The sequence below is a fragment of the Vibrio sp. 03_296 genome (assembly GCF_002265885.1).
In genome coordinates this window covers 1-711 of sequence record NZ_NPKW01000461.1, presented here as the reverse complement: position 1 = coordinate 711, position 711 = coordinate 1, and the positions used below count along the sequence as shown (strand labels likewise).

Annotated in this window: 1 pseudogene; it reads right to left on the bottom strand. The window is 49.1% G+C overall.

The features are described 5' to 3' along the window. Positions 1–51: 51 nt before the first annotated feature. A pseudogene (gene ebgR / locus CIK04_RS25400) lies at positions 52–711 on the bottom strand (transcriptional regulator EbgR); the annotation flags it as partial.

Below are 711 nucleotides of genomic sequence, written 5' to 3'. Positions count from 1 at the left end.
AGCTTATGCAGATCAAGACAGGCGTTTTCTTCCAGTCTCTTAAGTCAGTTCTCACTGTTCATGCATGCTTCCTCTCTCATGCGTCGTTCCTCGGAGCTTGAGTTTGCTTGGCACATACACTTTAAGCGGCAGTGCTCGGCCATCACGCGCTTTTTCAACCAGTAAGTTTACGCCTTGAATGCCCATCATTTCCGAGTGAATTCTCACCGTTGAGAGCGGCGGGAAAGTGAATCTGGCGTTGGGAATGTCGTTAACGCTGATCAGCGAAATATCGCGGGGAATGTTGGAGCCACTGTTCGAGCAAAGCGCGCAGCACGCCAATCGCGATGGAGTCGGAAGCGATAAACAGCGCCTTCGGATAATCACTGCGTTCTAACATGCTTTTTGCCAACTTGTAGCCAGATGAACTGGAGAAATCGCCGCGATAAATGTCCGCATCATTGACCACGCCTTTCAACTGACCATATTCACGCAAAGGTCCAATTTTCGCGAATGTCGGCTTGGCCGGGTTCGTCTTGACCGCCAATAAAACCAATGCGATCAAAACCTTGGCTGATAAAGAAATCGGTTACTTCTTTACTGATTTTTACCAGATCAATATCCACGCTGTCGAAGTTGCCATGGTCATCACTAAAATCGAGATAGCAGATGTTGTCGGTCATCTTGCTGGCGCGCAACATCGCGGCTGGGGTGGTTTTGCCTACCATAAGG